We start from the raw sequence: 26374 nt of genomic DNA, 5'->3' as shown, positions 1-26374 counted from the left end.
AAGCTTCATAGTGACCGCTACGGAAAAACACTACGCTTTCCGTGGGCTTGAGCTCAGCCTCCTCGAAAAAAAAAGAAGTTCACTTTTTTTTTTGCGGGGTCTTCCCATTGTGCGTTCCCACAGGAGTCTCCGTATTTTTCCTCCGCTAGTTAGTTTTATTATTGAATCATTATCCACTTTTATTGTAAAAAAAGAAACAGATAAATTAAAAATCAGCCTATATCGATTTGTGCACGCCATAATTTCTTTCCTGAAAAAAGGGTGATAAAAGGCTTCTATCCTCTTATCACCCTCACCTTTTAAAAGATTACTCTTGGGAAGCAGCTTCTTCTGTAACTTCTGCTTCTAATTGATCTTGTTCAGAAACAGCTTCTTCTGTTTCTTCACCTTGTTTTACTTCCAGAATAGCATCTGCCATTTTTGAAGTAAGAAGTTTTACTGCACGGATTGCATCGTCGTTTGCAGGGATTACATAATCGATTTCATCCGGATCACAGTTTGTATCAACAATTCCAATGATTGGAATGTTTAATTTATGAGCTTCTGCAATTGCAATACGCTCTTTACGAGGATCGATTACAAATAAAGCATCTGGAAGCTTCTTCATTTCTTTAATACCGCCTAGGAATTTAACAAGACGATCTTTTTCTTTCAATAAGTTTACTACTTCTTTTTTAGGCAGTACATCAAATGTACCGTCCTCTTCCATTTTTTCAATGTCTTTCAAACGATTGATACGTTTGCGAATAGTTTGGAAGTTCGTTAATGTTCCACCTAACCAACGTTGGTTTACAAAGAACATTCCAGAACGGATAGCTTCATCACGTACTGAATCTTGTGCTTGTTTTTTTGTACCAACGAAAAGAATTGTACCGCCGTTTCCAGCGATCTCCTTAACGTAGTTGTACGCTTCATCCACTTTTTTAACTGTCTTTTGTAAGTCGATGATGTAGATGCCGTTACGCTCCGTAAAAATGTATTTTTTCATTTTTGGATTCCAACGACGTGTTTGGTGACCAAAGTGTACACCAGCTTCTAGCAATTGTTTCATTGAAATTGCTGCCATAATAAATTCCTCCTAATTGGTTTTATTCCTCCGCACTTTTCTTCTTTATAAGAATACTGTCGTTCAGCACCAATCTTATAAATCCAAATGCGTGTGTGATTTTTAGCTAACTAATGATAGATAGACTATTTACACCAAAAGTTACTATACCATAACATTACCGTGTAGGCAAGTGATTTCTATGACTTTTTTTGGTGCATTTTAATGATTATTTCAGCTTCCGTTTTTCCGCAGTTAAGTTTTTTAGCAATTTCATCTACCGTTTCCCCATTTGCATGGAGCTGCAGTATTTTTGCTTCTAAGGAAGTTTCTACTTCATCATGATAAATGTCTGACGAAAGTTTTTCTATATCTTCCAGCTTTTTTTCAGCTGCCACAGGAGTCTCATCATCATCTTTTACAGGAATTAAAGGTGTTTGTTTTATTTCGTCCTTATCAGCAGTTTTTTTATAGAACTGTCTATCCTCCTGTAAAAGCTCCTGCAGCATCCGATTCTCTTTCCGTATTTCTTCCAGCGTCTCTTTCAACACATTTTCTGTTTGCTTATTTCCGCTATTGTTCTGCCTATCCTTTAATAATAAATAAACAGCTAATATTGAAATGCCATGTAATAAAAAGCTGATCATCCATAGTAATGTTGACATATTTTTTCCTTTCCATACATACTTTACTCAACTTTCGCACCTAAGAATAAGCATATATATCTTGCCATTCCAAGGTTATCATGTTCTTCATTATTGTGCTTGCTTTTGATTAAATCAGCTTTTTTGAACGAATGATAGTATACACTCCCGCTCCGGCCAACCACTCCGCTTAGTTAGAATTCTACAGCGAATATAAGAAATAACATACTGTTGGGGTGGACGAAATAGTATCTCTATCGCTTGATGACAAGATCATTCCGTTATTTCAAATGGATGGTTTAGCAGTTCGAATCAAAACAGCATGGATAATTAACATCAATAATAGCTCTCATGCACAAAAAGAAATTATTGCTGAACATTTTTACCATGCAGCATAAAAAATATGTTCTGCCTGATCTACTTTTATTTGTTCAACTATTCCACATATAGAACACTTTACTAGCGGAGGCGGACCGTTTTGACTCCTAAGGGATCAGCACCATCTGAAGATCCACTTTTGCCAAGTGCTCTTCTTGGCAAAAGTTAGCTGAAGAGCGTGCCCCTAGGAAAGCAAAACGGTCCGCCGCAGCGGTCGCCTTACACCTCACCTGCTATCCTTGGTCAAGGAAGTTATCAAAAGAATAATCCACTCCTGTTCCTATAGAAATGAAGTTACTTTTTAATGTACGAAAGAGTTGAGTACTTTATATTAAATCTGTGTAATTTTTTGCAGGGTTGAACGTAATTTAACAATACTTCGCTTATGGATCTGTGAAATTCGGGAAGTCGTTAATTCAAGTACCTGTCCAATCTCTGTAAAGGTTAATTCTTCCTGATAGAAAAGACTAATAACAAGCTGTTCTTTTTCATTTAATGACTTGATACCTTCTATTAATTCACCCTTCCACTCCTCTTGGATAAGCCGGGCTTCCGGACTAAGCTCCGGTTTATCTGAGACATTGTAACCAATACCTTCTTTTAAATCATTCTCATGCCCTTTTGGTTTATCTTCAATAGACAGCATGTTACTTAAAACCATATCTCGTAATGTTGTTTCTACTTCTTGAATGGGCATTCCTGTTATCTCAGCTATGTCCTCTGGCTGCGCTACACGTTGATGTTTTTGCTCAAAAAGTTCACTTGCCTGCTCCACTTTTTTTGTTTTCTCACGGATGGAACGGGGCAGCCAGTCTTCTTTTCTTAGACCATCTATAATAGAACCTTTAATTCGAAATGAAGCATATGTATCAAATTTCAAATCACGTTTCAACTCGAACTTATGCAATGCGTCATAAAGCCCCAGCAAACCATAGCTGCGTATTTCTTCACGATCAACACTATTAGGTAATTGACTTACAATTCTTTCCGTGTGAAAGGAAACAAGATACATGTAGTTCTCAATAAGTATATTTGCTGATTCATTATCTTGATTGGTCATCCAATTTTTCCATAACACTTGTTCTTGTGAAGGGTCTAATGCGTTCAAGATGACATACTCCTTTCAAATCGGTTAAATTGTAAAAACATCATGATTACGTTTTCTGATGGAAAGTTTTGAAGTGACTGGATCAAATTCAATGGTTCTCCCTAAATTGCCGCCTACATCCGAGGAAACAACTTTAATATTTAATTTCTGGAGCGCGTCTTGGACTGCTTCAATATTTTTATCGCCTATCCTCATAAAACTTGTTCCCTTGCCAACTTGAAACATTTGTGCTCCCCCCGCTATTTTAGCTTTCATATTTCTGGCTCCCTGACCTTGTAACATTTCTAACAGCTGGGGAATAGCTGTATCTGCATATTTCATTGGACTTACATTGCCGGCTCTTGCTTGACTGGAATCAGGCAATAAAATATGGGACAAGCCTGCTATGCCGTTCCTTTCATCATATAATACTGTTCCAACGCAGGAACCAAGCCCCAACGTACGAATTGTATTAGGAGAGCGAACGGTTTTCGTATCTGCAATACCAACATTTACAATTGTTTTTATCGTACTCATATTAATTCCATCCTAATTTGGCAAAGAGCTTTTGAAAGGATTCCGGATCAGGGATAAAAAGAAAATTTCCTCTAATTTGTTCATGACCCTGCTCCTCTTGCCTTATTTCCGTATCAATAATAATTGCATAATCCGTTACCTGAGAAATTTCCAACAATCCCATTGTCATGATAGCACCGGCCATATCCATTCCAAGATGGGGAACAGACGGCTGTAAATTCATACCTGTAAAATCAGAAAGCGCGGTGAGATACGATCCTGTTAAAATATTACCAATTTCTCCTAGTGCAGACATCGCAATCTCTAATTCTGCTCCATTTGTTTGTTCGGATAATTGAAACGCAGGATTATGCGTTAACTTTTGTACAAGGTACTCTGCTTCTTCAATATCTACAACAATGGCCATGACTCCAGTTATTTCTCCTTCTACCTGAAACATCAGTCCAACAATTGGCTGTTCCGGACCGCCGACTAATTCAATTACTTCATTAAAATCAGCAACTTCCACATTAGGGACCATCATATCTATTTTTTGTCCTAATAGTTGTGATAAAGATGTTGCTGCATTTCCAGCACCAATATTCCCGATCTCTTTTAAGATATCCTTCTGAAAAGTCGTTAATTGAAAAACATCCATTAATGATCATCCATTCCCTGTGTCTTTATTTCCTCTAAATTTAATAATTTATAAATATCTAATAAAACAATCAGTCGATCATCAAAGTGAACAATGGAATGAATATATTCTTTTTTCACTGTACCAATTGTTTCTGGAGGAGTTTCCAAAAGGTTTTCCGGAATATCTAAAACGTCATTTGCACTATCTATAATTAACCCTACCTGTGTTTCACCAATTCGAGTGATAATAATTTGGTCTTCTTCATTACGATGCTCCCGCACTTCTCCTAAACGAATTCGCAAATCGATTACAGGAATAATCTTTCCTCTTAGATTAATAACTCCTTTTATATAGTTTTGATCATGTGGCACACGAGTGATTGGCAAGGCTGTCTCGATAGATTCTACAAAATTTACTGGCAGTCCATATTCACTGTCATTTAAATCAAAAATGATTGTTTTTTCTAATCTTTCTGGAGTTAACTGTTCTTGTATCATTCAAATCGATCCCTTCAAATTATTCGTTACTTAATAAAGAAAACTTGGCATTCACGAATGCCTTAGTTGGGCACTTAGAGCTAGACGAAGATCTTCCAAAATAAAAATTAATTCAGAAAAATATTATATTTCCTTAGTTCACAAGATTGCTCAATTGGCTAGCCATTTGATTTAAGGGTACTTGATAATCAGCTAGTCCTTCCTTAATAATAGATTTCGGCATTCCATAAACAATTGCAGTCTCTTCTGTCTCTGCAAGTGATAATACGTGAGAATTTACTTTTTTTAATTCTTTTAAGCCAAGTGTTCCGTCATTTCCCATCCCAGTTAAGATACATGTTACAATCTGATAATTCTTTAGAGCACAAAGGGAACGGAATAACGTATTTACGGATGGACGATGACCGTTATCCGGCGGTTGTTGATTTAATGAAATAATTAATGCCATACCACTGCTCTTTACTTCCATATGATATCCGCCTGGTGCAATGTAGACCGTTCCTTTTTTCATTAATTCTCCATGCTCAGCTTCTTTAACAGCTACCTGACTGATTTGATTCAACCGTTCTGATAAGGATGCAGTAAATCCAGGAGGCATATGTTGCACGACAGCAACAGGAACACGAAGATTTTTTGGTAAAGCAGTAATCACTTTCTGTAAAGCTCTCGGCCCTCCAGTAGATGTCCCTATTGCAATTAGTTTTTTTGAGGAGAGGGAAGGTTTCTCAGGCATGGTTAACGGTTGCTGTATCTGCTCTATCGGGACATGCTTCTCTGCTCCATTTATTTTTTTATGTACCTTCACTGTTGCAGCCGTGTATACTTTGTCACATATTTCTTTTTCTACCTTTTTTATATCTAATGAAATAGCTCCGGACGGCTTTGTAATAAAATCAACAGCACCTGTTGAAATAGCCTGGATGGTATAATCGGCACCTTTTCTTGTTTCGCTAGACAGCATAACTACCGAGGCAGGACATTCTTTCATAATTTGTTTTAATGCCTCTAAACCATCCAACTTTGGCATTTGTACATCCATGGTCACGACATCTGGATGCAGCTTCTTTACTTTATTCACACCATCAGCGCCATTTACGGCAGTTCCTGCTACATGAAATCTGCCGTCCTCCGTTAAGATTTCTGTAATCATTTTTCTCATAAATGCAGAATCATCTACGACAAGAACATTAATTAGAGCCATTATCTCACCCTTTCATAAAATGCTTTATCCGCTCTATGAAACTGCCAGATTTACGCATCGTTCGATTCACTTGCTTTACGTAGTTTTGCAGAATCAAATCTACCGCTTTTGCAGCTTTCGTTTTGGGATATATTATCGTATATGGCTTTTGATGCATGACAGCTTTCATAATATTGTCGTCTTCTGGAATGAAACCTAAGCCCCGAGCATTTCCATCTAAGAAACGATCAATAACGGTATGAAAATTATCGAGAATATTACTGCCATCTATTTTATTACCTGAACGATTTAAGATCGTATAAATGGGCATATCGGCTTGATTGGATAAAATATGCTTTACCATTCCATATGCATCTGTAATGGAAGTTGGTTCAGGTGTCGTTACAACAAAACATTCATCTGCTGCCAAAATAAAAAATAATGCTGTCTCTGTAACGCCTGCTCCCATATCAAAAAATACATAATCATATTCTTTTAATAACTTCTCCAGTCCTTGATAAAAAATCGCTTTTTTATGTGCATCCATTTCTAAAAAACCGTGAAGACCAGAACCTCCAGGAATATAGTCAATGCCGTAAGGACTTTTTACAATGGCGTCCTGAATGGAAATACGGTTATTTAATACATCGGCAATTGAGGACTCTGTTTGCATACCCAAAAGTAAATCGATATTCCCCATTCCAACATCTAAATCAAAAACTAATATTTTATAGTTTTCCTGAGAGAGTTTAATAGAAAAATTAAGTGTAAAGTTTGATTTGCCTACCCCGCCTTTACCACTGCACACAGCAATCGTTTTTGCTTTTCTTTCCAGGGAAAGTTGGTTTCGAAGCTTTTCGGCTTGATCATAACTCATTGTCCTTCACCTGTAATATAATGGCTAAGTTGACTGAATGTTGGATGAATCATATCCTCAGGCACATCTTGCCCATTTGTTATAAAACCGATTCGAATATCATCGTAAGTGGATACTGCATTTAAAATATTCCCGTATTGTTCTGTTTCATCAAACTTCGTCAAGATAAGGCCATGAATGCCAATAGCAGCAAACTTTCCGTAAATATCCAAAAAATCTTTTGGTTTTGCTGTCATAGATAACACTAAGTAATTCGTTACCTCATTGGGATTTACCCAGTCTACTAAATCTGTTAAGTACGCTTCATCCCGATAATTTCTGCCGGCAGTATCTACTAAAATCACATCATAATCCTGCTGCAATTGTTCAATGTACTGACGATATTCTTGTTTGTTATATGCCACTTGTACAGGGATATGAAGAATTTTTGCATATGTTTTTAATTGCTCCACAGCTGCTATCCGGTACGTATCCAACGTAATAAATGCGATTCTTTTGTTTTCTGTCAATTGCATCTGGGCAGCGATTTTTGCAATCGTGGTTGTTTTTCCTACACCGGTAGGTCCGACAAATTGAATTACTTTATATGGATATGAGAAACCTAACTGCAGATTTTCTAAACGCTTTTCTATGCTTTCATGAACCATTTGCTTTAATGTTTGTGCCGTATCTTCTTTAGAGGAAACAATCATATTGGCTGCTTCCTTAACAATATCCAAAGCAATATCAGGCAGAACCTCCCGGGTTATTAAACGATCATAAACCAGCTGTTCATCCGGTGTAAACTTAAGCTGAAGCTGTCTGCTCTGCGCTGCTAACAGGTTATAGACCTGTTCCATTTCTTTTGAGTGTGGAACATCTGCTAAGTCCTCCTGAAGGTTCTCTTTCTTAGGAGCAGGAGCCTCCTTTTTCATAGCAGCCTTTTTAGCAGGTTTGACCGGATCAGGGTCGTAACCGGCAACAACCTCTATATAATTCTTTTTAAAAAGACCTAATACGCCACCTGATTTAATTTGTCTGGATTGCAGAATCACCGCATCCGTACCAAAATCTTTCCTGACCTGCTTCATCACTTCCGGCATGGACGGAGCTTTATATTTCTTTATCTTCATGCGATATTCACCACCCCAACACTTTGTACCTCAACTGACGGTTCTAATTCATTATACGACAACACCACAACTTGAGGTAAGAACCGGTCTAATAATTGCTTCAAATACATCCGTACTGCTGGAGAACATATTATAATCGTTGTTTCTTCCTGTAGTGATACTTTTTCCGCTTCTTTATGAATGGCTTGTACAATTTCTTGCTGCTGATCTGGGTCCAAGGCTAAGTAATTTCCATGTTCTGTCTGTTGAATATGATCAGCAATCGCTTTTTCAATTTTCCCAGAAATCGTAATTACTTTAAGCGAATTATCATCTTTTACAAAGCTCTTCGTAATTTGCGATGCTAATCCTTGTCGGACATACTCACCTAAAACATCGGTATCATTTGTCAATCTGGCAAAATCAGCTAATGTTTCAAAAATCACCGGCAGGTTCCGGATAGATACCCCTTCTCTCAAAAGCTTCGCCAATACTTTCTGAACGTCACCGACCGATAGTGGTTCAGGAGTTACTTCTTCCACTAAGATTGGATTCGTTTCTTTTAAATGATCAATAAGCTGTTTCGTTTCTTCTCTTCCTAAGAGTTCAAATGCATATTTTTTAATAACCTCTGTCAGATGCGTCGATACAACAGAAGGAGGATCCACGACCGTATAACCAGACAACTCTGCTTCATCTTTTACATTTTCACTGATCCATTTTGCAGGAAGACCAAATGCAGGCTCTTGTGTATCAATTCCTTCAATATCATCCTCTAAAAAGTCAGGAGCCATAGCCAAATAATGATCTAGCATTAATTCGCCACTAGCAACTACATCCCCTTTTATTTTCAATTGGTATTCATTTGGTTGAAGCTGAATATTGTCTCTAATTCTTACTACAGGTATTACTAATCCTAACTCAATAGCTAGCTGTCTCCGTATCATAATAACCCTGTCCAAGAGATCACCACCTTGAGATGTATCAGCTAATGGAATGAGCCCATAACCAAATTCAAATTCAATCGGATCCATATTTAAGAGATTAACCACGTTTTCCTGCTGTTTAAGAGCGGTTGATTCCGTTTCTTCTTCCTCTTCTTCTGTGACCTCTTCCGGCTCCACACTTTTCTTCTCCATCCAATAACCGCTAAACGCCAAAAAAGCTGCAAGAAGCGTTGTTAAGAAAAAATTAATTGGAGTCAAACCAAGCAGGAAAATGGTTCCTGCTGCTATATATAAAAGCTTCGGAAATTGCAACAGTTGCCCTGTTACATCTGAACTTAAATTACTTCCTCTCGCAGATCTTGTAACAACAATCCCTGTTGCAGTCGAAATAAGCAGTGCTGGAATTTGACTAACCAAACCATCCCCAACCGTAAGCCGTGTAAATAGTTCAACGGACTCTGACAAAGACATGCCCATTTGCGCAACACCAATAATCATACCAAAAAGGACATTAATTAGAACGATAACAATTCCGGCGATGGCATCACCTTTTACGAATTTACTTGCCCCATCCATGGAACCATGAAAGTCCGCTTCATTTTCAATTTTTTCACGGCGCTCTTTCGCTTGACTTTCTGTAATTAGACCAGCATTTAAATCTGCATCAACACTCATCTGTTTTCCCGGCATTCCATCGAGGGAAAATCTGGCAGCCACTTCCGATACACGTTCTGCACCTTTTGTGATCACAATAAAATTAATAATAACTAAAATAATAAATACAACAAATCCAACTAAAGGGTTATTTCCAATAACAAAGGAGCCAAACGTTTCAACAACTCCTCCTGCGTCACCTTCAGAGAGAATGGCCCGGGTGGTGGACACATTTAAAGCTAACCGGAATAATGTCAAAAGCAATATCAACGTTGGGAACACGGAAAATTGTAATGGTTCCGTTGTATTCATTGCTACTAAAATAACAACCAGTGCAAGTATTATATTAACTAATATGAAAAGACTCAAAAGTTCTCCAGGCAAAGGAATAACCAGCATGATAATGACTAGTATAACGCCTATAAGAACCGCAATATCCCGGAACTTCATTTCCATTCTCTCCTAACTTCTTACGCTTTTTTCTCCATTTGATACACATAAGCAAGAACTTCTGCTACAGGCTGAAAATATTCTTCCGGAATAACTTCCCCAATTTCGGTTGTAGCATATAGCGATCTTGCTAGAGAACGATTCTCTACCATTTGAACATGGTGTTCTTTTGCAATTTCTTTAATTCGCTGGGCAATACTATCGGTACCTTTCGCAACAACAAACGGAGCTTCTGCTTTCGCTTCGTCATATTTAATTGCAATTGCATAATGAGTTGGGTTGGTAATAATCACATCTGCCCCCGGAACTTCACTCATCATTCTTCTAGTTGCCATTTGTCGCTGCTTTTCTTTCATTTTTGATTTAATTAAAGGGTCCCCTTCAACATTTTTATACTCATCCTTGATATCTTGCTTAGACATACGAATGTTTTTTTCAAAATCATATTTTTGATACAAATAATCAAGAACACCTAAAAAGATTAATAAAGCCACTGCCGAAAATGCCATGATCGTAGTAACTTGTGCAAAAAAACCCAGCGCTCCCTCTGCATCTAAAAATGCTGTCATCAGCATCTGATCTTTATTCATCCAGATAACTGTAAATGTCACTGCTCCGACCAATGTAATTTTCAGCAAAGATTTCAGGAATTCCACTAAAGCACGAATTGAAAAAATCCGCTTCGCACCTTTAATTGGATCAATTTTTTTTAAATCAAACTTTAATGGTTCTGTCGTAAATAAGAATTTAACTTGTAAAAGGTTTGCTGCGACACCAGCTATAACAGCAATCAGCATAATTGGAGCAACCATCAGAACAGCTTGGAGGAATGAATCATTAAACATTGTTTGAACCGAATTATTTGTTACATCCCAATGAATGTATTCTGTAAATGATTTTCTATAAAAGCTTGTCATATACTCCAGGATATAACCGCCAAAAACAAACAGCCCGATAAAACATCCCAGCAGCAAAATAGCTGTATTAATATCCTGACTTTTAGCAATACGTCCTTTTTTTCGTTCGTCCTGCCTTTTCTTTGGAGTGGCTTTTTCTGTTTTTTCACCTGCAAAAAATTGTAAGTCTAATGTTAACTTCACATTAAACACCTCCAAATAAAGCCATTAACTGCTCCATCACACGGTACATTGCCTCAAAAACTGCTTGTAAAAGCCCAATATACAATGCAAGAAACACAAGAATTGCTGCAAAACTCACCAGAATTTTTATTGGCAACCCAACAACAAACACATTCATCTGTGGTACGGTACGTGCGATAATTCCTAAAGCAACATCCACTAAAAACAAACACCCTACAATGGGAATTGCGATTTGAAAAGCAATGATGAACATCGTATTAAAAGTAGTTAATACTAATTCCACAATACTTTCCCGCCCAAAAGGAATAAATTGATCCAAGGGAATATAGGAAAAGCTGTTCATCATTCCATTTAAGATCATATGATGACCGTCTACAGATAATAAAAATAACAAGGCAATAATATAGAAATATTGACCGGTCAACGGACTTTGCGCACCTGTCTGCGGATCTACAACATTGGCAATAGCAAACCCCATTTGAAAATCAATAAATCCCCCGGCAACCTGAATCGCTGATACTAAAATAAATGCAATTAGTCCGATACAAATACCAACCAGAGCTTCTTTAACCAGTAGAAATAAATACAAATCATTCAGCGCAACATTACTGATGTCTACCGTAGAAATTAAAATAATTGTCAGGAAAAAACTGATTCCTATTTTAAATTGAACAGGAACAGACCGATAAGAGAATAAAGGCATAATCACAAAGAATGCCATAAGCCTTACAAATATCAGCATGAACGCAGGAACAAGGTTCCAATTTATCATCTCAATCATCTGAGCTACCCTATGTATTGGTTAATATTCATATATAGATTGGAAGTAAATTCAACAATGGTTGTCAACATCCACGGCCCAAAAAATACGAGACCGAGTAATACCGCCAGGATTTTAGGAATAAATGCCAATGTTTGTTCTTGAATTTGTGTTGTTGCTTGAAAAATACTTACTAGTAAACCAACTGCTAAAGCTAACAGCAGCAAAGGAACGGTTATTAATAAAATGGTAAAAATCCCCCGTTCCGCCAGAGTTAATACTAATTCACTACTCATTGATTGTACTCCTTCCGATGTATCCTTTCTAGAAACCACCGAGTAGTGACTGCGTAATCAAATACCAGCCATCCACCAATACAAATAGTAATATTTTAAATGGCAATGAAATCATTACCGGCGGCAGCATCATCATCCCCATGGACATCAATATACTTGCTACAGCCATATCGATAATTAAAAATGGGATAAAAATCATAAAACCCATTTGAAATGCCGTTTTTAATTCACTAATTGCAAACGCAGGAACTAAGGTGGTTAACGGAATATCTTGTACCGTTTCTGGTGGTTCTGCCTCTGTATAGCTTATAAACAATTGCAAATCCTTCTGCCTTGTATGTTGGGCCATAAATTCTTTTAACGGAATACTTGCATTTTCATAAGCTTCATCCAAAGTAATCTCCTCTTCAAAAAGTGGAGATAAGCCTTGTTCATAGACTTCCGAAAAGGTTGGAGCCATGATAAAGAAGGTCAAAAATAGAGCAATACCAATCAATACCTGATTCGGGGGCATCTGCTGTGTAGCTAATGATGTACGTACAAATGACAAAACAATAATAATTCGCGTAAAGCTGGTCATCAAGATTAAAATCCCGGGAGCCAAGGAAAAAATCGTTAATAATAACAACAGCCTCACAGAGGTTGCTATATTTGTCGGGTCAGAGCTTGAAAATATATCTATAAAATCATTCATTTAAATCGTCCTTATGCTTGTTAATCAAATCCTGGCGATTTTTACGAATCGATTTCAGCTCCCTTGTCAGTAATTGATCAAAAGACTTGCCAGATGATTTCTTCCCATTATTATTTTTTTCTCTTGAAAAGAATGATAATGCATCTGTATCTTTCTCGGTTGACTGATTGATCAACTGTTCTATTGTTTCAGGGTCATCGATTTCCTCTAAAAGCTCCACATTATCTCCAACGCCAATAAGATAATACTTGTTTCCAACACGGATAATTTGAACAGATTTATTCGCTCCAACAGATACTCCGCCTACATTGCGCAGGAGTCCCGGCTGCTGATTAAATCCATTTCTTTTTCCTAAAAATTTCAATACAACATAAACTAAACCTAATACCAAAGCCAGACCAATAATCAGTCTAACAATCTGCCAGCCCATAGATGAATTATCAGCATCGTCCTCCACTAAAAATTCATTGTCATTATTCATGATTGTATCCTCATCATTTTCATTCGGCTGTAGCTGTTCATTATCTATGTTTACTTCTTCTTCGTTACACTCCTCTTCGTTTTCAAGGCAGTCTAACACATTTGCTTCTGCGCCTACGCTGATTGGGAGCAGCAGAAAAAATAGAATTCCTACTCCCAACACATAGATACGCCATGATTGCTTCTTCAACCTCGTCAACTCACTTTTTAAATTGAAGTTTACTTAACCTAGTGCTTTTTGAATCGCTTCAATGACACGATCCGCTTGGAATGGTTTAACAATAAAATCTTTTGCTCCAGCCTGGATAGCATCAATAACCATCGCTTGCTGCCCCATAGCTGAACACATAATTACTTTTGCATCTGGATTAACTTGAAGTATTTCTTTCAAAGCTGCTAATCCGTCTTTTTCCGGCATTGTAATGTCCATTGTTACTAAATCTGGTTGATGCTCTTTATATTTTTCAACAGCTTCATTACCGTCTTGTGCCTCGGCAACTACTTCAAAATCATTTTTCGTTAAAATGTCCTTAATCATCATTCTCATAAAAGCTGCATCATCTATGATTAAAATCTTTTTACTCATTTTTCTCTCTCCTTAAATATCCTAAATTATCGTGCGTGTTCAAAAGTTGCCGATGGTTTTCACTGAAGCTAATAAGCAGATAACAAATTCTATATTAAAAATAGTAGCTAAAGTCTTATCTGCCCTAGGGCCATCATTATTTACCGATAAAACCTATTGGAGACTTTTTGAGCCTTTGCTTATACTCTTCTATTTCCTTAAATGTTGGATTCTATCATATTGACTAACAATATCCGTCACTCGAACACCAAAATTTTCATCGATAACCACGACTTCTCCTTCAGCAACCAATTTTTCATTTACAAGAATATCTACAGGTTCTCCTGCTAGTTTGTCTAATTCAATAATAGATCCTGCTCCAAGTTCTAAAATTTCCTTAATTGATTGCTTCGTTCTACCCAGCTCAACAGTAACTCTTAAAGGAATATCCATTAACATATCTAGATTTCGCTGTCCTTGATGGTTCAATGGAGCATGTTCGAAGTTTGAAAATGCGGCTTCTTGTACATTTGCATCTTGTGAACTTGGTCTGCCTAGGATTTCCTCATTTCTTTGATTCGCTGCAGCAGCCTGTTTGATAGGTTGTTCCTGCTTTACTTGCTTATTTTCTGTTACCGGTGCTGCATTAACGTGTGAACTTGTGTTTATGCTTGCTGCAGTTTGGCTTTCTGCTGCTTCCGGTTCGTCTGCTTCAACTTCAGGAGCTGGATTCATTAATTGCTGTACTAATTCTTTCGCAAAATCCAGCGGAACCAGCTGTACCATATTGGAATCTATTAAATTGCCAACCATTAACTTGAAAAAAACTTTGACATAAACGTCATCTTGAAATAAAACTTCTTTTTTCTCATTTCCTAATCCATGAATAATCTCAGGAGGGGAAATATCTATTTTTTTATTAAATACAGTGGACATACTTGTTGCAGCCGCACCCATCATTTGATTCATGGCTTCCTGGACAGCACTAAGATGCATTTCATTCAGCTCTTCGTCCGGATTGGTTCCATCTCCACCAAGCATAATATCCGCAATTACTGCTGCATCTTCTGTTTTAATGAAAAAAACATTATTGCCAGAAAAGCCTTCTATGTAATTAACTTGAACACTTACAGGTCTAAATGTAACTTCGCCTTCTAATTCTTCTTTTCCAATTACCTTAACAACAGGTGTTGTAATCTCTACCTTTTGGTTTAAAAGTGTCGACAGCGTAGTAGCTGAACTTCCAAAGGAAATATTGCCAATTTCCCCCAAAGTGTCCTTTTCGATACTCGTTAAAAGTTCATTGTCTTCTGTTTGTTCCTGCTGGTCATCTTCCTGATTATCTTCAGGTACCTTCAGCAGAGCATCTATTTCTTCTTGCGACAGCTTGCCATCATTCATCATTTTCTATCACCCCATTCAATTCCTCTAATACTTGTACAGACATTTTTTGTCGATACTTCCCTGGTTGCACCAAAAATTTAAATTCATCGTTTACAGCCATTTTTAATGGTGAATCAATCGATTGATCCAATGCAATCACATCACCGACAGAGAACTTCAAAAATTCATCAATATTGATTGACGCTTCCCCTAAAATTGTTTTTACTTCTACATCTGTATGTTGAAGATATTGCGACATTCTTTCCAGACTTTTTTCATCTTTATTTTTATTTGTCTGCATCCAATAGCTTGCAGAAAGCTTTGGTATGATTGGTTCTAAGATAATATGCGGAATACATATATTAATCATACCGGAAACTTCTCCAATCATTGCAGTTAAAGAAACAACAACAACTGTTTCGGTAGGAGCGACAATTTGCATAAATTGGGGGTTCTCTTCAAATTCTGCTAACACAGGTTCAATATCTGCAACAGAGGACCAGGCTTCTTTTAAATTTATTTCTGCCTTCTCAAACAATTGCGTAAGTAAAATCTTTTCAATTTCTGTCAGACTACTTGTTTTTGAACCGGTAGAGCCTTTTCCACCAAGTAGCCGCTCTAATAATGCAAATGCAACATTAGGGTTGATTTCCATGATTAAATTACCGTCTAATGGTTCTAAACTATAAATATTAAGCACTGTCGGTTTCGGTATAGACCGTATAAATTCTTCGTATGGTACTTGGTCAACGGAGGTAACATTAATATTTACATATGTTCTAAGTTGTGTAGCAAAAAAGGTAGTCAGTAATCGTGCATAATTCTCATGTAATCTTGAAATGCTGCGTATCTGGTCTTTTGAAAAACGTAATGCTCTCTTAAAATCATATACGCGTACCCGTTTTTCATCTTCTTCTTTTTTCAACTCTTCCGCATCCATTTCTCCTGATGTTATCGCTGAAAGCAAGGCATCAATTTCATTTTGTGATAATACCTCATCCATTAAATTTGGTCACCTCCTAGCATGATATACTCTATTGAAGTATCTTCTTGATGGTATATACTTCTGTAACCGTTCCTTCTGTCATTATTTCGTTTAAATTTACCTTCAGTGTCTCCTCCAAGTCATCCAGACCTGTTTGAAAGTCATCCACTTCCATGACGGCCAACTCTTTAATTAATAAATTGGTAATTTGAAAATCTCTTTTTTCCAATTCGTCTATCGCATCATTATCATCCGCAATTACTTGAAATTGAACCTGAACATACCTATTATCCATTATATCTGTTGTCACCTCTGGTGTTTCATAGGAGTGGCTGACCATGTCATCAATTGATTGCTCTCCAGATGCTTGCTCCGGTTCATTCACATAAATAACAATAATCAGCGTAGCTACAACACCAACAAGTAATGTAATAATAGATGTCACAGCTATTTTCACAACCTTACTCATTTTTTTCACCTGCCTTCAATGGGAGTGCGGGAAACCCAATCTGGTGATAAAAAGCAGTTACCTTTTCAATGATTTCTTCTTCGCTTTCTTTGACAAATACCTTTTTTCCATTTAATAGAGAAATGCTCGTATCGGCATATGCCTGGACTTGTTCAATCATGATGGCATTCAGAACAAAAGGCTCATTATTTAATCGGGTCAGTCTAATCATACGTTATCGGGACTAACCTGGTGATGTAAATTCAGGTTAGTCCCCTCCCTCCCTTGCTTATCGTTTTAGATTAACAAGCTCTTGTAAAATTTCATCCGATGTTGTAATAATTCTTGTGTTTGCCTGAAATGAACGTTGCGCTGTAATCATTTCTGTAAATTCTTCTGATAAGTCGACGTTAGACATTTCTAAGGCGCCGCTAATAATCTGTCCCGTTCCATTTTCTCCTGAGGCCTCCACACCAACTAAACCAGCATTGTTTGTATTTGCATATAAACTGCCTCCAACTTTCTCTAATCCAGATGGATTAGAGAACTTCGCTAATGCGATTTGTCCAGCTTCTATTGTGTCATCACCTACATTATAAGTAACTGTTCCATCCGGCTGCACGCTAAAGTCATCTGCGTTTTCCGGAATATTAATATTGCCTCCCCCTACTGATTGTAAATAATAACCATCTGCATTGACGATATCTCCATTATTATCTAAATAAAAGTTCCCGGCACGTGTATAGTAATCTATACCCTCTCCTTGTACCACAAACATCCCATCACCTTGTATTTGAAAATCTAATGGGTTATTTGTTGTTTGTCTAAAACCTGTAGTGTGATCATTAGAAATGGATCCTTCTTGAGAACCAAGACCCACTTGAGATGCGTTAATCCCGCCGCGCCCATTCCCAGCTCCTTGAGCTGCAGATGTCGTCTGACTCATCATATCCTGAAAATTGATATTTGCTTTTTTATATCCTGATGTATTAACGTTAGCAATATTATTACCGATAACATCTAATTTGGTTTGTGAATTTTTCATTCCTGAAATACCTGCGTACATTGAACGTAACATGATTATTTCCCCTTTTTAAGTTTCATTTGACCGCTTCTGTCATTCCACGGTGATAGGCTTCCCTTCAAGGGTCTGGCCATTTATATTTATAATAAAATCGTTCCATCAATATTGGTAAATACTTTTTTATCTGTCTCTGATTGATTCAGCGCAGTAATTATTGTATTATTTTTCACACTGACTACCATCGCATTCCCATCAACAACGACTAATGCATCTTTAACACCCTTCTGTTTAGCTTCCTTCACTTTATCTTGAATAGACTGCCATTCCTCGCTGCTAAACTGGATATTCCGCTCTTGCATACGGTCTGCTGCATGCTTACTAATAGTTAGCCCTTGTTGATCCTCAAGAATTTCCCTAAAGGATACATTCCCTTGTTTTGGCGCCGTTTTTTGTATTTGTTGATTTTGTGATATAGCTGGCGCGATTGGTTGAATTGGGCGAACCATTATGCTTCTCCCTCCTCGTTCTCAGAAGGATCTGTTTCATTATTATCTGTCTCGTTATTTGACATCCCTACTTCAATAACCGTATCAGCATAAATTTTCTCGCCATTTTCCAAATGAAAAACAGCCCATCCATCCTGTTCAGATACAGAAACAACCTTACTTGATTCAACACCTGTTTCTCTTCCCGTTTCTTCATCAAATGTTCTGTAATTTACCGTTTCTCCAATCATATGACTATATTGGATAGCTGGAGATACCAACTGATTATTTACTAAAAGATCCATCGAGTTTGACATATTCATCATTTGCTCCAAGGAAGAAAAAGTTGCCATTTGCGCAATAAACTCAGATTCATCCATACTATTCATTGGATCTTGGTTTTGCATTTGCGTAACAAGTAATTTCAGAAATTCGTCTTTCCCAAGTTCTGCAGAAGGTTCCCGTTGCTTTTGCTGATTACTTAAATATAAAGAGGGATCAATAGAAGTGATTGTCGTCACCGCCTTTCAAATTCAAAATAAATCTCTGTACAGCTTACTCCACCATTAAACTTGTTCTTCTATATTTTGAGATAGCAGCTGCTCCATAAACGATTCAAATGACTCTGTTTCAGAAGATTGCTCCGGTTCATTTGAATCAGAAGAAGCTTCCTGGTGCTCTGCTTGCTGCTGTTCATTTTGATTTTCTTTTGGGTTTTTCGATACATCTGTTTGTGAAGCATTTAGAGTTTCCTGTCTTTCAATCGTTACTTGATGTGGCGAAAATACATTTCTCAACTGGTGTAAATTAGATTCTAAAACTTCCTTTACTGCTTTAGAAGACACAAGCATCTGTACAGTCAGCTCTCCATTTGTCTGGAGAAAACGTATTGTCATATCACCAAGGTTCTCCGGTCTTAACTGAATAGATATTGGACTTTGTCCTCTTGCAAAATTTTGGAGACGCTGGCTCTGAACAATCGTCTCGATTTTATCAATCAGCTCTTTACCTGATAAACCTTTTGATGAATCGGTTGAACCCATATTGACAAGAAATTGTTCTACTTTAGAGATAGGAAGATGATCTTGCTTAAAAACAGCCGGTGATGCATCCTGAAAAGAAGTATGTAGCCATGCTGCCAATTTAGGCTCTATATGCCCGGTAACTTCAGAAGCTGTATGACCAGCAACATTTATATTGTTGCTCTGTTTGATAACTCCCGGCGAAACTTCTTTAAAAATGGATCGTAGCCATGTTGCTATCCTCACTTCCAGAGGCTGTTTTCCTTCCGGCCCTGCTGCAGATGCCTGCTGAGCTGAAACGCTTGTTTGTTCAGGCAGTTGAACTCCCTGCAATTGTTTCATTATTTGTCCAGCTATCTGCTTTGCAATATTGGTGTCTGCTCTTTGTATCTGTTGACTTATGACGTTCATTAATTGCTGCGCCTCTACCCTCTGTCCTGCATGAAACTGTACATTTTTCAGCAGCCCTTCATCTATTAAATTTGAGCCTGCTAATAGATTGATTATCTGCTCCATGAACTGTTCGGCGGTTGTGGAATCAATGGTTAACATGAATTGATTTAAATCTTGTAAAACGTTATTTACGTTGATGGCTTCAACATCTTCACCATTATTCATTTCTTGTGCTGAAAAATCCACATCCAATAATTGATACGCCATCTGATTTATTGCCTGATCAAATCCCGATAAGTCACCGCTTTGCATTTGTTGATGAATATGATTGAGAATCCTTTCTTTATCCATGCCTGGATTTTCCTGAAAGAACTGTTCCCAGTCCTGCACCAATTCTGTTAACGTCCCGGCCATATCATCTATGTCTGCTGTTTTTTCGAAGCCTTTTAATACCTCTGCTATTTCGTTATATATATCTATAGTGACTTGCAAATCTGCTTTCGTTTCCGGAGCCGACTCCAGCTGTTTTAATGAAGATAGGTGCTTACCAACCAGATTCTCTATAAAAGCTTTCTGCTGCTCCTCAACTTCCATTGGAAAAACATTTTGTTGAGAGGATAAACCTTGCATGATTAAATCAATTACCTCTTCCTGTAAAACATCATTACCTTTCAAAATATCAAGGACTTCTTCTGGCAGCATTTCTTCCAGATTTTCATACAGTTTCGTTAGTTGTTGCTCTTGATCTTGCAGAGGCGATGTCCTATCTGTCAACAACGATAAAGGCTCTGTTTGTTGTGTTAATAAATTTCCAAATTTGGAGGAACCTTGATTTGTCGTTGTTTTCGCATTCATCCGATTCGAAAACATTAAATCATGTATATTTAACATTGCCGCATTCATATACTCACCTCCCTTCAAGTTTTGCGTCGAATTACTCCATTAACATTTGTGTATAGATGGTTGCTGCTTCTACATTCATTTGCTGTAAAATGTCTCCGCGATCACCTGTAGACATTTCTTCTAAAATCGTTACAGCCAAATCGTCTTCTAGATTTTCTAAAATAGCTGCAGCTTCTTTACTTTTCATACTTTCTAACGTTCTTGTCATCGAACTTTTTTCTGAAGCTGCATTTGTTTGTCCTTGATTCTCTTCCTGCTGTTCGGTATTTTCATCAGCTTCCTCGTTATTCTCCTCTTCGTCCATTTCTTCTTCCAAACTACTAATCTGACTTTCTAAGTTCGTAATTGTTTCTTCTAATTCTTGGATTTGTTCATCTTTATTATCAATAATTTCATTTCTGCTCTCCACTTGATTGCGAAGCACTTCTAAGTCATTTGCAGTACTGATTTCTTCCCCTGTTTCATCTGTTAACATTTCTCCAACAACAGGAATAGATTGACCTCGCTCTTTTAACCAATCCAATGTATTAAATCCAGCAATATGTAAAACAAAAACAATAATAACCGCCAGAATGAAAAGTGGCATCGCTATTAAAAACAGCTTTATAAAAATACCGCCTGAAGACTTTTGAACTTCCACTTCCGTTTCACTTTGTTTTTTATTTTTCATGATTTTCACCTTTGATTTTGTCTCAAAAATTGTTGCATGGACATTTCATCCATAAAGCTAGCTTCTTGTTTTTTGACAATTGCTTGAGCTTTTTCTTTTTTTAAATCAATCATCTTATCATATTTTTTGTACTCAATGTAAGCTTCAGACAGTTTCGTCTGCTTTGTGTTCATATCATTTCTTGCTCTCTGTACTAAAAGCTGCACAGTCTGAATTTGATTTGTTAATTTTTCAATATAAGCAGATTGTTCTTTTATTTTTTCAATAGATGTCGATGCCTGAATAGCATTTTCAAAGGAACTTTCTGCTATTTCTTTTTTCTTCAACAAATTGTATAGTTCTTTAGCAATTTTTTCGAAAGTTTCTTGTGACTCTGCATAAGCTTTTTGAGCGACTTGTTTCTCATTATCGTGCATATCCCGTATTTTAGTTAGACTGGATATCTTAGCCATTAAAAAACCACTCCTTTATTCAACCAAGTTTTTCATCATCTGTATAGTTTCTGCCAGACTCACCTGCTCGTAGACCCCTTGTTTTAAAAAAGAAACAATATTTGGATAGGATGCGATAGCTAAGTCAATTTCGGGATTTGTTCCTTTTTTATAGGCACCGATAGAGATTAACTCATTATTTTCTTCATAGGTCGCAAGAAGTGTTCTTAACCTTGAAGCAATTTGTTTATGTTCTTCTGTTGCAATTGTATTCATGACTCTGCTAATGGACTTCAGAACATTGATTGCAGGATACTGGCCTCTTTCAGCAATTTTCCGGTCCAGGACAATATGGCCATCTAATATCCCTCTCACTGCATCCGCAATTGGCTCATTCATATCATCGCCGTCAACGAGTACTGTATAAAAGCCTGTTATCGAACCATTTTCATCTGTTCCTGCTCGTTCTAGGAGTTTTGGCAATATGGAGAATACACTTGGCGTATATCCTTTCGTTGTTGGCGGTTCTCCAACAGCCAACCCGATTTCCCTCTGCGCCATTGCAACACGTGTAACGGAATCCATCATTAAGTTCACATGTAAACCTTGCTCTCTGAAATATTCACTGATCGCTGTAGCAGTGTATGCCCCACGAATTCGCATGAGTGCAGGCTGATCGGAAGTGGCTGCAACAATAATAGACTTTTTTAACCCCTCTTCCCCTAAATCATGCTCAATAAATTCCCGGACCTCTCTTCCTCTTTCTCCAATAAGAGCTATAACATTCACATCCGCACTACTATTTCTTGCAATCATTCCAAGCAGTGTACTCTTCCCCACGCCACTGCCGGCAAATAAACCAACACGCTGCCCGATTCCCATGGATAAAAATCCATCAATCGCCCGGATGCCAACCTGTAATGGCTGCCTGATCGTTGGCCGGGAGAGAGGGTTAGGCGGCTTTCTTTCCGTTTGATACCCTGTTAAGCCTTTAGGCAAAGACTCCAGATCTAAAAGCGGCTTTCCTAGAGGGTCCAGAATATGACCTATCAAACTCCTGCCAACCTTTACTTTTAATGGATGTCCTGTTGCTTCTACCAAACAGCCGGAACCTACTTCATTTACCTCCCGATATGGCATCAGAATTATTTTTTCATTTTGAAAGCCTACTACTTCCGCTAAAATCTTCTCCTTGTTACCCGCGCTCGTGTGAATATAACAAACCTCACCAATATTTGCTGCAGGTCCTTCCGACTCAATCATCAGACCTACCACACGAATTACTTTTCCAAATCGCTTATACGGAACTGTCTTTTCTATAACTGAAAGCAACGCCTCTTTGTTCATTGCGCATCCTCCATCACATATTCCATCAAAGATTCACGAATTTTTTCCAGTTGCGTGTTTACACTGGTTTCTATCTGGCCATATGGATACTGGATAATACAATCTGTCGGTTGGATACCTGTATTAGCATGAATAGAAAGTTTAGTTTCATCCCCGACTAACCGCTGCAGTTCTTCCTGATGAGAATGTACTTCCTCATAGTATTCCGGATGAACGACAATAACAATAACAGGCTGTGACCTCACTTCATCAAGTGCTTCCTCGATTAATAACTTGATATAAGCTGGCTGCTCTTTTAATTCATTATGTAAAACCTTGTTTGCTACTGCCATTGATATATCTACAATACTTTCTGATTGTTTCTCCAGCGTTTGGTGATAGTCTTCTTTGGCTATGTCAATAATGTGGTTGGCTTCTTGCAGTTTATTCTCAAATTGCTGGTGAGCTTCTTTTTTCCCATCTTCATATCCCTTTTGAAACCCTTGCTGCTGTGCATTCTCTATTAATTCCTGCTTTTCACTTTCCCATCTGTTCCGTGCTTCTTCTATCTCTTTATCAGCATCTTCTATGCGTTTTTTTTGTTTTTCTTCAATGGAAGCCAGCTCTTCTTTTTGTAAAAAAATCGTCTCTGATAATTGCTGGTGCACTTCATTTTCATCTTCTTTAGGTGTGAATGCTGGAGGAATGATCGATTCAATTGGTTTAATGGATATTTGTTTTTTATAATCAGACAATAATATCGTCTCCTCCACCACGCGCTATAACAATTTCTCCTTTTTCTTCCAATCCACGTATCACATTGACTATTCTTGTTTGCGCCTCCTCTACATCTTTCAAGCGTACTGGTCCCATAAATTCCATTTCCTCTTTAAAAGTGGTTACCATACGCTCCGACATGTTTTGGAATACAATATCTTTCACTTCGTTGCTTGCCACTTTGAGCGACAAGCGTAAGTCATCATTATCAACTTCTCTAATGACACGCTGAATAGCACGATTATCCAATGTAACAATATCTTCAAATACAAACATTCTTTTCTTAATTTCTTCAGCCAATTCTGGGTCCTGTGACTCTAAAGCTTCTAAAATAGTTCTCTCTGTCGAGCGATCTACGCCATTTAATACTTCTACCACTGTTTGGATACCACCAGTTTGCGTATAATCTTCCGTCATAGAAGAAGATATATTTTTTTCCAGCACTTGCTCTATTTGACTTATTATCTCTGGTGATGTGGAATCCATCGTAGCAATTCTGCTAGCCACATCTGCTTGTACATTTTTGGGCAGAGCAGAGAGTATTTGACCGCTCTGTTCTGCATCCAGATAAGAAAGAATAAGCGCAATCGTTTGTGGATGTTCTCCCTGAATATAATTCAAAACTTGTTGCGGGTCTGCTTTTCTCGCAAAATCAAATGGTCTGACCTGCAAAGAAGAAGTTAGACGATTGATAATGCTGGATGCTTCCTGCTTTCCAAATGCTTTTTCTAAAACTGTTTTAGCATATCCTATACCTCCTTGAGAGATATAGTCTTGTGCAACAGCAATCTGATGAAATTGGTCTAATATATCTTCTTTTAAATTGGAATCTACTTTTTTAACAGAAGAAATGTCTAAGCTTAATTTCTCAATTTCTTCTTCAGATAAATACTTATACACTTGTGCTGATACATCCGGACCTAATGAGATTAAAAGAATGGCTGCTTTTTGTCTTCCTGTTAATGTATTTTTCCGTGCCATAAATAATCCCCCTAATCTTCATTCATCCAACTACGTAATAATTTCGCAAATTCTTCTGGTTTTTCATTTGCAATTTTTTCAAGTTGCTTTCTTCTAATAACTTCTTCTGAGTCTTCTGCTGGCAGGTCTGGAATAATTGGTTCTTCGTTATTAGATATAGAATCTAATGATTCTTCCTGTATCTCTTCTTCTACCCATTCTTGTTCTGTACGTTTTTTTCTAAGCATAAATAATAAAACAACTATAACAATTAGCAATATTCCGCCAACTATATACAGCCATATTGGTATTCCTGATCCTGATGGTTCTTCTTGTTCTCCAGTAGAAGTACTAAATTCTTGGAAAACAATTGATGTATTTGCTTCGGTATCTTCATCCTGTAGCTCGCCGTCAACAGATGTTTCTATGATGGAATTTAAAATAGATTCAACGCCTTCTTGAACGTCTGTCTGTTCCTGTTGATTTAAAAATTCTATTTCTCCATCTGCACCTTGTCTTGTACTGTTAACTGCTACTTGGATACCAAGATCTCTAACTTGATAAGGACTTTCTACGATCTCACGACGGATACGATTAAACTCATAATTGATGGTTTCACGATCTAATTCATATTCACCGTCATCACCCTCACCTGCAGGAAAGTTAGCAACATCTTCTTCCCCAGCTCCAACAACGCCATCTGGATCTCCTTGACCCGCATAAGACTCTTGAATCGTTTCTAAGCTAACTGGTATTCCTTCCATTGCTTCTAAATCGACAGGTTCTACTAAATCTTCTGTACGATTCTCTTGAGAAAAATCAATATCTGCCGTAACAGAAACAACAATATTTTCATTTCCTACCATTGTTCCAAGCATTTGCTGTAATCTTCGCTGTATGTCTCTCTCTACATCTTTTTTAATAGATTGCTGATTTGAATATGTATCCTGTCCTCCGGCAAGCTGCGTGTCCTGGTCATAGTATTCAAAATACTGGTTCATAATAATAATCTCTTCTGGATCTAAATTGGGAATTGCCTTTGATACAAGATGATAAAGACCATCTACCTGGTTTCCTTCAAATTGGTATCCCGGCTGTGTATGTAACATAATAGCAACACTTGCTTCACCTGTTGCTTCATCAGCAAATACCGGCTGTTCAGGCATGTTTATCATGACATTCGCATCTTGTATCCCATCAATTCCTGAAATCAAATTACCCAGCTCTGTTTGCATCGCGTCTAATTTCATCACACTAAATTCATTTTCTGTAATTCCCCACGATGCATTTTCGCTAAAAAAAGAATAATCTATGCTGCCGCTGCTTGGAAGACCCATAGAGGCAAACTCTAATAGCAATGAATCATCTTGGCCTTCAGGAACCAGAATAGAAGTTCCACCATTTTCTAACTCATATGGAACAGACCTAGCATCCAATTCACCGGTAATTTGACCAGCTTCTTGTAGAGACAAATTATTATATAAAGGGACATAGTTTGTATTGGAACTAAAGAAAATCACTGAAGCAATTAATAGGACTATCAAAATTGCTCCACCAATCATCGACCCTTTTTGCCCTTTAGATCTGGATTTCCAAAAAGTAAAAGTGGATTCTCTCCATTTTTGTAATTTCTCTTTCATATACACTACCCTCACTAAATTCAAAA

At 37.5% G+C, this 26374-nt stretch carries 31 protein-coding genes; 1 reads left to right on the top strand and 30 read right to left on the bottom strand.

The genetic code is table 11. The features are described 5' to 3' along the window. Positions 1 to 307: 307 nt before the first annotated feature. Together rpsB and BN986_RS11750 are read right to left on the bottom strand one after the other, a co-directional pair. The gene (rpsB, locus tag BN986_RS11755) at positions 308 to 1066 is read right to left on the bottom strand and encodes a 30S ribosomal protein S2 (RefSeq protein ID WP_040980159.1); all 759 of its coding nucleotides are present in this window, start codon (positions 1064 to 1066) and stop codon (positions 308 to 310) included. A gap of 179 nt (positions 1067 to 1245) precedes the next feature. After that, a complete protein-coding gene (locus BN986_RS11750) occupies positions 1246 to 1710 on the bottom strand; it encodes a DUF6115 domain-containing protein (protein ID WP_040980157.1) in 465 nt (154 codons plus the stop codon). 215 nt (positions 1711 to 1925) lie between these two features. Between BN986_RS11750 and BN986_RS27010 the strand changes: the two genes are divergently transcribed. Further along, positions 1926 to 2087: a hypothetical protein gene (locus tag BN986_RS27010; RefSeq protein WP_157037074.1), complete on the top strand. Its 162-nt coding sequence runs from the start codon at positions 1926 to 1928 to the stop codon at positions 2085 to 2087. A 311-nt stretch (positions 2088 to 2398) separates the two neighbouring features. On the opposite strand, the gene BN986_RS11745 is transcribed toward BN986_RS27010, so the two are convergent. The 28 genes from BN986_RS11745 to fliF form a co-directional block, all read right to left on the bottom strand. Continuing rightward, positions 2399 to 3175 (bottom strand): FliA/WhiG family RNA polymerase sigma factor, encoded by a 777-nt coding sequence (locus BN986_RS11745; RefSeq protein ID WP_074435658.1) that lies wholly within the window; start codon positions 3173 to 3175, stop codon positions 2399 to 2401. A 24-nt stretch (positions 3176 to 3199) separates the two neighbouring features. Further along, positions 3200 to 3691 carry a chemotaxis protein CheD gene (locus BN986_RS11740; protein ID WP_040980153.1) on the bottom strand — a complete coding sequence of 164 codons (492 nt, stop codon included), beginning with the start codon at positions 3689 to 3691 and terminating at the stop codon, positions 3200 to 3202. Position 3692: 1 nt separating this feature from the next. Further along, on the bottom strand, positions 3693 to 4328 hold the full coding sequence (locus BN986_RS11735; protein WP_040980151.1) for a chemotaxis protein CheC: 636 nt from the start codon (positions 4326 to 4328) through the stop codon (positions 3693 to 3695). After that, positions 4328 to 4807 (bottom strand): chemotaxis protein CheW, encoded by a 480-nt coding sequence (locus BN986_RS11730; protein ID WP_040980148.1) that lies wholly within the window; start codon positions 4805 to 4807, stop codon positions 4328 to 4330. Before BN986_RS11730 ends, BN986_RS11735 begins: the two co-directional genes overlap by 1 nt. A gap of 133 nt (positions 4808 to 4940) precedes the next feature. After that, positions 4941 to 6008 (bottom strand): protein-glutamate methylesterase/protein-glutamine glutaminase, encoded by a 1068-nt coding sequence (locus tag BN986_RS11725; RefSeq protein WP_040980147.1) that lies wholly within the window; start codon positions 6006 to 6008, stop codon positions 4941 to 4943. Positions 6009 to 6012: 4 nt separating this feature from the next. Next, positions 6013 to 6864, bottom strand: coding sequence for a MinD/ParA family protein (locus BN986_RS11720; RefSeq protein ID WP_040980145.1), 852 nt, complete (start codon positions 6862 to 6864; stop codon positions 6013 to 6015). Beyond that, a complete protein-coding gene (flhF, locus tag BN986_RS11715) occupies positions 6861 to 7976 on the bottom strand; it encodes a flagellar biosynthesis GTPase FlhF (protein ID WP_040980143.1) in 1116 nt (371 codons plus the stop codon). The genes BN986_RS11720 and flhF overlap by 4 nt, the downstream gene beginning before the upstream one ends. Further along, entirely contained in the window at positions 7973 to 10006 is a 2034-nt protein-coding gene (gene flhA / locus BN986_RS11710; protein WP_040980141.1) for a flagellar biosynthesis protein FlhA, read from the bottom strand. The genes flhF and flhA overlap by 4 nt, the downstream gene beginning before the upstream one ends. Positions 10007 to 10026: 20 nt before the next feature. After that, complete coding sequence (gene flhB / locus BN986_RS11705; protein WP_040980138.1) at positions 10027 to 11106, bottom strand: flagellar biosynthesis protein FlhB; 1080 nt, start codon at positions 11104 to 11106, stop codon at positions 10027 to 10029. Position 11107: 1 nt separating this feature from the next. After that, on the bottom strand, positions 11108 to 11887 hold the full coding sequence (gene fliR / locus BN986_RS11700) for a flagellar biosynthetic protein FliR (protein ID WP_040980136.1): 780 nt from the start codon (positions 11885 to 11887) through the stop codon (positions 11108 to 11110). A gap of 5 nt (positions 11888 to 11892) precedes the next feature. After that, positions 11893 to 12162, bottom strand: coding sequence for a flagellar biosynthesis protein FliQ (fliQ, locus tag BN986_RS11695; protein ID WP_040980134.1), 270 nt, complete (start codon positions 12160 to 12162; stop codon positions 11893 to 11895). 28 nt (positions 12163 to 12190) lie between these two features. Continuing rightward, positions 12191 to 12856, bottom strand: a complete 666-nt coding sequence (gene fliP / locus BN986_RS11690) for a flagellar type III secretion system pore protein FliP (protein WP_040980132.1) — start codon at positions 12854 to 12856, stop codon at positions 12191 to 12193. Next, positions 12849 to 13526 carry a flagellar biosynthetic protein FliO gene (gene fliO / locus BN986_RS11685; RefSeq protein WP_052400755.1) on the bottom strand — a complete coding sequence of 226 codons (678 nt, stop codon included), beginning with the start codon at positions 13524 to 13526 and terminating at the stop codon, positions 12849 to 12851. The genes fliP and fliO overlap by 8 nt, the downstream gene beginning before the upstream one ends. Before the next feature lie 33 nt (positions 13527 to 13559). Then, on the bottom strand, positions 13560 to 13922 hold the full coding sequence (locus BN986_RS11680) for a response regulator (RefSeq protein WP_040980131.1): 363 nt from the start codon (positions 13920 to 13922) through the stop codon (positions 13560 to 13562). A gap of 189 nt (positions 13923 to 14111) precedes the next feature. Beyond that, entirely contained in the window at positions 14112 to 15305 is a 1194-nt protein-coding gene (fliY, locus tag BN986_RS11675) for a flagellar motor switch phosphatase FliY (RefSeq protein ID WP_040980129.1), read from the bottom strand. Next, entirely contained in the window at positions 15295 to 16287 is a 993-nt protein-coding gene (gene fliM / locus BN986_RS11670; RefSeq protein ID WP_040980127.1) for a flagellar motor switch protein FliM, read from the bottom strand. The genes fliY and fliM overlap by 11 nt, the downstream gene beginning before the upstream one ends. 31 nt (positions 16288 to 16318) lie before the next feature. After that, positions 16319 to 16738, bottom strand: coding sequence for a flagellar basal body-associated FliL family protein (locus BN986_RS11665; protein ID WP_040980124.1), 420 nt, complete (start codon positions 16736 to 16738; stop codon positions 16319 to 16321). Next, positions 16731 to 16949 (bottom strand): flagellar FlbD family protein, encoded by a 219-nt coding sequence (locus BN986_RS11660; RefSeq protein WP_040980122.1) that lies wholly within the window; start codon positions 16947 to 16949, stop codon positions 16731 to 16733. The genes BN986_RS11665 and BN986_RS11660 overlap by 8 nt, the downstream gene beginning before the upstream one ends. 57 nt (positions 16950 to 17006) lie before the next feature. Continuing rightward, on the bottom strand, positions 17007 to 17795 hold the full coding sequence (gene flgG, locus BN986_RS11655) for a flagellar basal body rod protein FlgG (protein WP_040980120.1): 789 nt from the start codon (positions 17793 to 17795) through the stop codon (positions 17007 to 17009). Between the two features lie 86 nt (positions 17796 to 17881). Further along, on the bottom strand, positions 17882 to 18247 hold the full coding sequence (locus tag BN986_RS11650) for a TIGR02530 family flagellar biosynthesis protein (protein WP_040980118.1): 366 nt from the start codon (positions 18245 to 18247) through the stop codon (positions 17882 to 17884). Then, positions 18247 to 18747 carry a flagellar hook assembly protein FlgD gene (gene flgD / locus BN986_RS11645; protein ID WP_392392274.1) on the bottom strand — a complete coding sequence of 167 codons (501 nt, stop codon included), beginning with the start codon at positions 18745 to 18747 and terminating at the stop codon, positions 18247 to 18249. Before flgD ends, BN986_RS11650 begins: the two co-directional genes overlap by 1 nt. Before the next feature lie 45 nt (positions 18748 to 18792). After that, positions 18793 to 20544 carry a flagellar hook-length control protein FliK gene (locus BN986_RS11640; protein WP_040980116.1) on the bottom strand — a complete coding sequence of 584 codons (1752 nt, stop codon included), beginning with the start codon at positions 20542 to 20544 and terminating at the stop codon, positions 18793 to 18795. A gap of 31 nt (positions 20545 to 20575) precedes the next feature. Further along, positions 20576 to 21214 carry a MotE family protein gene (locus BN986_RS11635; RefSeq protein ID WP_040980114.1) on the bottom strand — a complete coding sequence of 213 codons (639 nt, stop codon included), beginning with the start codon at positions 21212 to 21214 and terminating at the stop codon, positions 20576 to 20578. 5 nt (positions 21215 to 21219) lie between these two features. Then, positions 21220 to 21666: a flagellar export protein FliJ gene (fliJ, locus tag BN986_RS11630; protein WP_040980112.1), complete on the bottom strand. Its 447-nt coding sequence runs from the start codon at positions 21664 to 21666 to the stop codon at positions 21220 to 21222. A 15-nt stretch (positions 21667 to 21681) separates the two neighbouring features. Continuing rightward, entirely contained in the window at positions 21682 to 22992 is a 1311-nt protein-coding gene (fliI, locus tag BN986_RS11625) for a flagellar protein export ATPase FliI (protein WP_040980111.1), read from the bottom strand. Then, positions 22989 to 23726 (bottom strand): flagellar assembly protein FliH, encoded by a 738-nt coding sequence (gene fliH / locus BN986_RS11620; protein WP_040980109.1) that lies wholly within the window; start codon positions 23724 to 23726, stop codon positions 22989 to 22991. The genes fliI and fliH overlap by 4 nt, the downstream gene beginning before the upstream one ends. Then, positions 23719 to 24729 (bottom strand): flagellar motor switch protein FliG, encoded by a 1011-nt coding sequence (gene fliG, locus BN986_RS11615; protein WP_040980107.1) that lies wholly within the window; start codon positions 24727 to 24729, stop codon positions 23719 to 23721. Before fliG ends, fliH begins: the two co-directional genes overlap by 8 nt. Before the next feature lie 11 nt (positions 24730 to 24740). Next, positions 24741 to 26348 carry a flagellar basal-body MS-ring/collar protein FliF gene (gene fliF, locus BN986_RS11610; protein ID WP_040980105.1) on the bottom strand — a complete coding sequence of 536 codons (1608 nt, stop codon included), beginning with the start codon at positions 26346 to 26348 and terminating at the stop codon, positions 24741 to 24743. Positions 26349 to 26374 lie beyond the last annotated feature (26 nt).

It is taken from the genome of Oceanobacillus jeddahensis, from assembly GCF_000750635.1.
GTDB classification, from domain to species: Bacteria; Bacillota; Bacilli; order Bacillales; family Amphibacillaceae; genus Oceanobacillus; species Oceanobacillus jeddahense.
The sequence above is the reverse complement of the archived record's forward strand: the minus strand, read 5'-3'. Positions and strand labels throughout refer to the sequence as shown.